At 68.4% G+C, this 6,019-nt stretch carries 4 protein-coding genes and 1 pseudogene; 2 read left to right on the forward strand and 3 right to left on the reverse strand.

What is annotated here, in order from left to right; genetic code table 11:
- Positions 1-17: 17 nt before the first annotated feature.
- Both AC1Q9M_RS23490 and AC1Q9M_RS23495 read right to left on the reverse strand, forming a co-directional pair.
- Positions 18-1,403, reverse strand: a complete 1,386-nt coding sequence (locus AC1Q9M_RS23490) for a peptidylprolyl isomerase (protein WP_492436008.1) — start codon at positions 1,401-1,403, stop codon at positions 18-20.
- Complete coding sequence (locus tag AC1Q9M_RS23495) at positions 1,396-3,750, reverse strand: LPS-assembly protein LptD (protein WP_492436023.1); 2,355 nt, start codon at positions 3,748-3,750, stop codon at positions 1,396-1,398. Before AC1Q9M_RS23495 ends, AC1Q9M_RS23490 begins: the two co-directional genes overlap by 8 nt.
- A gap of 255 nt (positions 3,751-4,005) precedes the next feature.
- Between AC1Q9M_RS23495 and AC1Q9M_RS23500 the strand changes: the two genes are divergently transcribed.
- Positions 4,006-5,097 (forward strand): aminoglycoside phosphotransferase family protein, encoded by a 1,092-nt coding sequence (locus AC1Q9M_RS23500; RefSeq protein ID WP_492436010.1) that lies wholly within the window; start codon positions 4,006-4,008, stop codon positions 5,095-5,097.
- A 2-nt stretch (positions 5,098-5,099) separates the two neighbouring features.
- Positions 5,100-5,834 carry a 16S rRNA (uracil(1498)-N(3))-methyltransferase gene (locus AC1Q9M_RS23505; protein ID WP_492436012.1) on the forward strand — a complete coding sequence of 245 codons (735 nt, stop codon included), beginning with the start codon at positions 5,100-5,102 and terminating at the stop codon, positions 5,832-5,834.
- A 5-nt stretch (positions 5,835-5,839) separates the two neighbouring features.
- On the opposite strand, the pseudogene AC1Q9M_RS23510 reads toward AC1Q9M_RS23505, so the two are convergent.
- A pseudogene (locus AC1Q9M_RS23510) lies at positions 5,840-6,019 on the reverse strand (methyl-accepting chemotaxis protein); the annotation flags it as partial.

Raw genomic sequence — 6,019 nt, forward strand, 5'->3', positions numbered from 1 at the left:
GCCGCGCGGCAATGGCCTCACGGCTGCGGCGGGTCGCGGTACTCGACGTAGGCCCGGCTGCGCGTGTCCTGCGTCCAGACCCGCAAGGCGTCTTCGAGCTTCTTCTCACGCGCCAGCCCGCGCACCATGTCGCGCTGTTCGCGCTGCGTGAGCGTGGCCTGCCGGCGCTCGTCGACGCGGATCAGGTGCACCCCGAAACGCGACACCAGCGGTGCCGACATCTCGCCCGGGCGCAAAGCGTTCATGGCCTGCTCGAACTCGGGCACGAACATACCCGGCCCGGCCCATCCGAGGTCGCCGCCCTGGCTGGCCGAGCCGTCCTGGCTGTGCTCGCGCGCAAGCGCTTCGAAGTTGGCCTGGCCGCTGGCGATCTGCTGGCGGAAACCGGCAAGCCGCGCGACCGCGTCCGCCTGGCTCAGCTGCGGCCCTGTGCGCAGCAGGATGTGGCGCGCCCGGGTCTGCGTGACGACGGCGTCGGGCATGCCCGCCTGCTTTTTCTCGATCACCTTGAGCACGTGAAAGCCGGCCGGGCTGCGCAACGGTCCGGCCACGCCGCCCGCGTTGAGCGTGCGCGTGGCGTCCACGAACAGGGTGGGCAGGCGATTGGCGGGGCGCATGCCGAACAGGCCTCCGTTGGCCCGCTCGGGCGCATCGGACGACTCGCGCGCGAGCTGGGCGAAGTCAGCACCGGCGCGGGCCCGATCGGCCACCCCTTGCGCGCGGGCCTGCAGTTCCTGGATGCGCTCGGGCGTGGCGCCCTCGGGCACCGCCACCAGCACGTGGGCGAGGTTGAGCTCCAGGCTCGCGAGGTCGTTGTTGCCACGCTGCTCGCGGATGAAGTCGTCGATGTCCGCATCGGTCACGCGAACGCGGGAATCAACCTGGCGTTCCTGCACGCGCTGCAACAGGATCTGGTTGCGCAGGTTGTTGCGGAAGCGGTTGATGTCGATGCCTTCGGCCGCCAGGCGGCGCCGAAGCTCGTCGGGGCTGAGCTGGTTCTGCGCCGCGATGGCCTGTTCGGCCTGCGTGACGGCGGCTTCGTCGACCGTGATGCCGAGCTCGCTCGCCTGTTGCGTCTGCGCCCGCTCGTTGATGATCTGTTCCAGCACCTCGCGCACCAGCACGTCGCGCGCCGGCATGGCCGTGCCTTCCTGGGCGATCTGCTGCTCCACGCGCAACAGGCGCTGGCGCACCTCGTTGTTGGTGACCGGCTCGGAATTGACCAGGGCAACGATGAAATCGGCCGTGCCCTGCTGGGTCGGCGCGGCGGCTGCGGTGCTGCGCGGCAGGTTGAGCTGGCCTGAGGACCGCAGGCCTTGCGCCTGGGCGGTGCAGGCCCACATCAGGGGCAGGCACAACAACCAAGTGGACAGGCGTGAGGGGGCGGTGTGGCGATCAGTCATATTGTTGGAACCGGCTGGGCGGGTTGATTTCTTCGCGCAGGTATTGGTAGCGCGGCACGTTGTCCTTCAGCGTCTTCAACGGATTGGAGCCGAGGCGGGAGAAGCCGGAGAACTCCAGCTGGAACAGGATACGCTGGTTGGCGGAGGAGGCGCTGCGCTGCAGCCGCTCCAGCACGACGCGCCCGATCCAGCAACCGGCATCGTACTCAAAGCCCGCCACCAGATCGACCACCTTGCGGTCGGGCACGCTGTAGTTGATGCGGCCCACGCTGTACCACTGGCCCGCGCCCAGGCCACGGCCCGGCACGCCGGTTTTCGCGGGGGTCTCCCATAGGTCGTTGAGCGGCCACTGCCAGCCGAAGTCGTACTGCTCGCTGCTGCCGCGCTGCACGCGGTAGGCCGCGCTGAACACGCGGTAGCGGCTGGGCATGTAGCGCACACCCAGCGTGGTGCGCACCGACTCGCGTGCACCCGGGCTGTACTGGAAATTGGTGTCGACGGTCCAGCGCGGCGTCCACTGCACGCGCGTGGCCAGCAGGATATCGCTCAGGCGATCGGTCACCGGCGCGCCACCCGACAGGGCACTGGTGTTGGGCAGGAAGACGTTCTGGTCGCGGATCAGGTAACGCTGGGCCAGCCCGACGCGCACGATCTCGGCGCCGGAATCCGGATCGAGCAGGCGCGAACTCGCGCCCACGGTGAAGGCGCGCGTGTCCGAGATGCGATCGTTGCCGCCGAACACGTTCTCCGAGAAGATGGTCGCGAAATTGAAGTCGTTCGCAGCGGAATCGTAATTGGGCAGCAGGCGCTGATCGCGGTAGGGCGTCCAGGTGAAGAAGGCGCGCGGCTCCAGCGTCTGAACGAACGCGCGGCCAAAATAGCTCGTGTCGCGCTCAAAGATGAGCCCGCTGTCCAGGCTGACCGTGGGCAGCACGCGCGAAGCGGTGCGCGAGCCATCGGCCAGAGGACTGTCGAATTGGTATTGCGTGGTGTGCAGCTGCGCGCGCGGTTTGAAGAACCAACCCGGTGCCTCCCAGCGGCGGCTCAACTCGGCGATCGCCAGCGAGCGCGAGCCGTTGGTCTGGCGGGTAAGCAGGGGGTCGGACTCGAAACGCGTGTACTCCGTCAGCACAGAATAGTTCCAGTCGTTCACCCCTGCGATTTGCCCGTCGCTGCGGGCGTAGCGCAGCGAGAGAGAGGGCAGGCGATCGTAGGGAGGGGTGATCGGGGACTGGACGTCCTGCAGGGTCTGCCACCGATACATGCCGGCGGAAAACGCCCAAGGGCCCCGGTACCAGCCGTAGGACACGTCACTGCCGAGCAAACGCGTGGTCAGCGAGGAGGTGGCACGCGGGAAGTCTCGCCAATAGTCGTTGTCGCTCACTCGGTTGAGGTTGAGCGTCACGGCCGATGTCCCGCCGAGTCCAAGACCAGTGCTGCTGAGATTCTGGTAGTGCTGCAGCGAATAGCCCCAGCGATCCGCGTCGCGCAGGGGGTCGGATGGCAGGAATGAACCGCGCACCTGCCCCGAGTAGCTCGGCTGCAGGTAGCGCACCTCGGCACCCAGCTCCAGGCCACGCTTGCTCATCAGCGTCGGGTAGATCGTGGCATCGAGGTTGGGCGCGATGTTGAGGTAATAGGGCAGCGTGAGCTCAAGCCCGTTGATGTTGTCCAGGTTCAGTGTCGGTGGCAACAGACCTGACTTGCGCTTGTCGGTCAGCGGAAAAGTGAAATAAGGAGCCGCCAGAACGGGGACGCCCTTGAACTCCAGCACCCCCCCGGTGGCGGTGCCCATCTCCTCCACATTGTCGAAATCGATGCGCGTGGCCCGGACCAGCCAGGCGGGCATCCAGTCGGCGCCTGGCGTGCGCGGGCAGGTAGAGTAGCGGGCCTGGTGCGCTGTCGCATGGTCCTCGCCCAGGAAGTCGAGCCGGCTGGCATCCCCCTTGCCTTCGTTCTGGAGCAGTGTGAAATTGGGTTTTTGGAACTGGCCTTTGAAGGTGTCCACGTTGATCTGCAGCTCGGGACCTTCGAAACGATCGCCATTGCGGTTGATCAGCACGTTGCCGGTGGCCTTGGCCTCGCTGTCGCGCTGGTCGAATTCCAGCCGATCGGCACGGATCACGGTGTCATGCCGGCGCAGTTCGGCATTCCCCTCGACGGTGGTGACGCTGTCGGTCTGCCCTTCGATGCGATCGCCCCGGACGAAGGTCGGCGCCTGCTGGCGCGCGTCCTCCGGCAGACTTTCCTGCAACAGGCGGCTGGGCTTGAGGTGCACGGTGGCTTCATCGCCATCGCCCGACTGCGCGCGCACGGCGCCGGGCACGAACAGCGCGCCCCAGGCCATCACGGCCAGCAGCACATGCACCGCGCGCGCCACAGGCGCCGCCACGAATTGCGGGTTGGCGAGGACTCCGTGCGGGCGCTTGGAGGGCAACGGATCGGTGCGGCGGTTCAAGGGTGGAATTCGGTGGTCCGGCTGCCAGAACGGGCCCGGAGGCCAGTCGCCGCGATGCAGGGGGTTTGTAGAATCAAGGGCGATTATCCACTGCCCGACACCCGGACAGGTCGCACGGCCACCCACGTCCCACCACCCGCCTCCATGAGCCCGTCCCACCCCGCCGTCACCTGGGCCGATCCGGTTCGGGAAGCCGCCTTTCACGCCTGGATACAGCCGCTGGCCGCCCGCCTGGGCCTGCTGCCCGGCACCCTGCGCCCCGCCTCGGCCGACGCGAGCTTTCGCCGCTACCTGCGCCTGGACGCGCAAGCCGGCGGCAGCCTGATCGTGATGGACGCGCCACCGGCGCAAGAGAACTGCCAGCCCTTCGTGCACGTGGCCGGTCTGCTGCGCGAGGCCGGCCTGCTGGTGCCCGAGATCCTGGCTTGGGACGAACCGCAGGGCTTCATGTTGCTGAGCGACCTCGGCCACCAGACCATGCTCGACGGCATCGACGCCGAGAGGCCGCAGGCCAACCACGCGCGCTACATGCAGGCGCTGGACGCGCTGCTGGCCTGGCAGCTGGCCTCCAAACCCGGTGTGCTGCCGCCCTACAACGACGCCCCGCTGCGCCGCGAGCTGCAGCTCTTTCCCGACTGGTACTTGGCGCAGCACAAAGGCCTCGCGCTCGATGCCACGCAGGCGCAGACACTGCAGAAGACCTTCGACACCATCGTCGCGCACAACCTCGCGGCGCCACAGGTCTACGTGCACCGCGACTTCATGCCGCGCAACCTCATGTTGCCGCTGCAACCCGGTGATACACCCGCGCGCCAGCTCGGCGTGCTCGACTTCCAGGACGCGGTACACGGCCCCATCACCTACGACGTGGCAAGCCTGATGCGCGACGCCTTCCTGAGCTGGGACGAGGACTTCGTGATCGACGTCACCGTGCGCTACTGGGAAAAGGCGCGCGCGGCCGGCCTGATGGACTTCGAGGACTGGCACAGCGACTTCGGCGCTTTCTACCGGGGCGTGGAGTGGATGGGCCTGCAGCGCCACCTGAAGGTGGCCGGCATCTTCGCGCGCCTCACCCTGCGCGACGGCAAACCCAAGTACCTGGCCGACGCGCCGCGCTTCATCGGCTACATCCGACACACGGCGCACCGTTACCGCGCGCTCGGCCCGTTCCTGAAGATGCTCGACGAGATCGAAGGCCTGCAGGCCGCCTCCGGCTACGCCTTCGGGCGCGTCTGAGCATGCCGCGCTTCCACTGCCCGGCGCCACTGCTCGAGGGCCAGCCCCTTGCGCTGCCCGCCGCCGCGGCGCGCCATGTGCAGGTGTTGCGCCTGCAACCCGGTCAGATCATCACGCTGTTCAACGGCCAGGGCGGCGAGTGGGACGCCACCATCACCCGCATGGGCCGCAGCGACGTGGAGGTAGTGCTCGGCGCGCACCACGCCACCGAACGCGAGCCCGCCCGCGCGGTGCACCTGGCGCTGGGCATGCCGGCCAACGAGCGCATGGACTGGCTGGTGGAGAAAGCCGCTGAACTCGGCGTGGCCAGCCTGCAGCCGCTGCACACCTCGCACAGTGTGCTGCGCTTGAGTGGCGAACGTGCGACAAAAAAACAGGCGCACTGGCAATCGGTGGCGGTGGCGGCATGTGAACAGTGCGGCGGCAACCGCGTGCCCACGGTGCACCCGGTGAGCGACTTCGCTTCATGGCTGAAGGCGCTTGCGCCCGCCGATGCGGCAACCCCCTCGCTGCGCTGCCTGCTCTCGCTGGCCGAAGGCACGCAGCCGCTGGCGAACGCCTTGGCACAGGCACCGGCCCAGGCGCCGGTCTGCTTCCTCAGCGGCCCCGAAGGGGGCCTGAGCCCGAGCGAAGATGCGCTGGCCCGCGCGGCCGGATTCCTGCCTGTCACGCTTGGGCCGCGCGTGCTGCGCGCCGAGACGGCCGCGCTCGCGGCGCTCACGCTCGCGCTGGGCTGACGCGCTCAGGCCGGCGCGAGCCGGAACACCTGCACGACACCGGCCAGGCGCCGGGCCTGGTCCTTGAGGCTCTCGGCCGCGGCCGCGCTCTCCTCCACCAGAGCCGCATTCTGCTGCGTCATCTGGTCCAGCTGCGTCACCGCCACGTTCACCTGCCCGATCCCGTCGCTCTGCTCTCCCGCCGC

The sequence above is a fragment of the Hydrogenophaga sp. GW823-FHT04C09 genome, assembly GCF_058796355.1.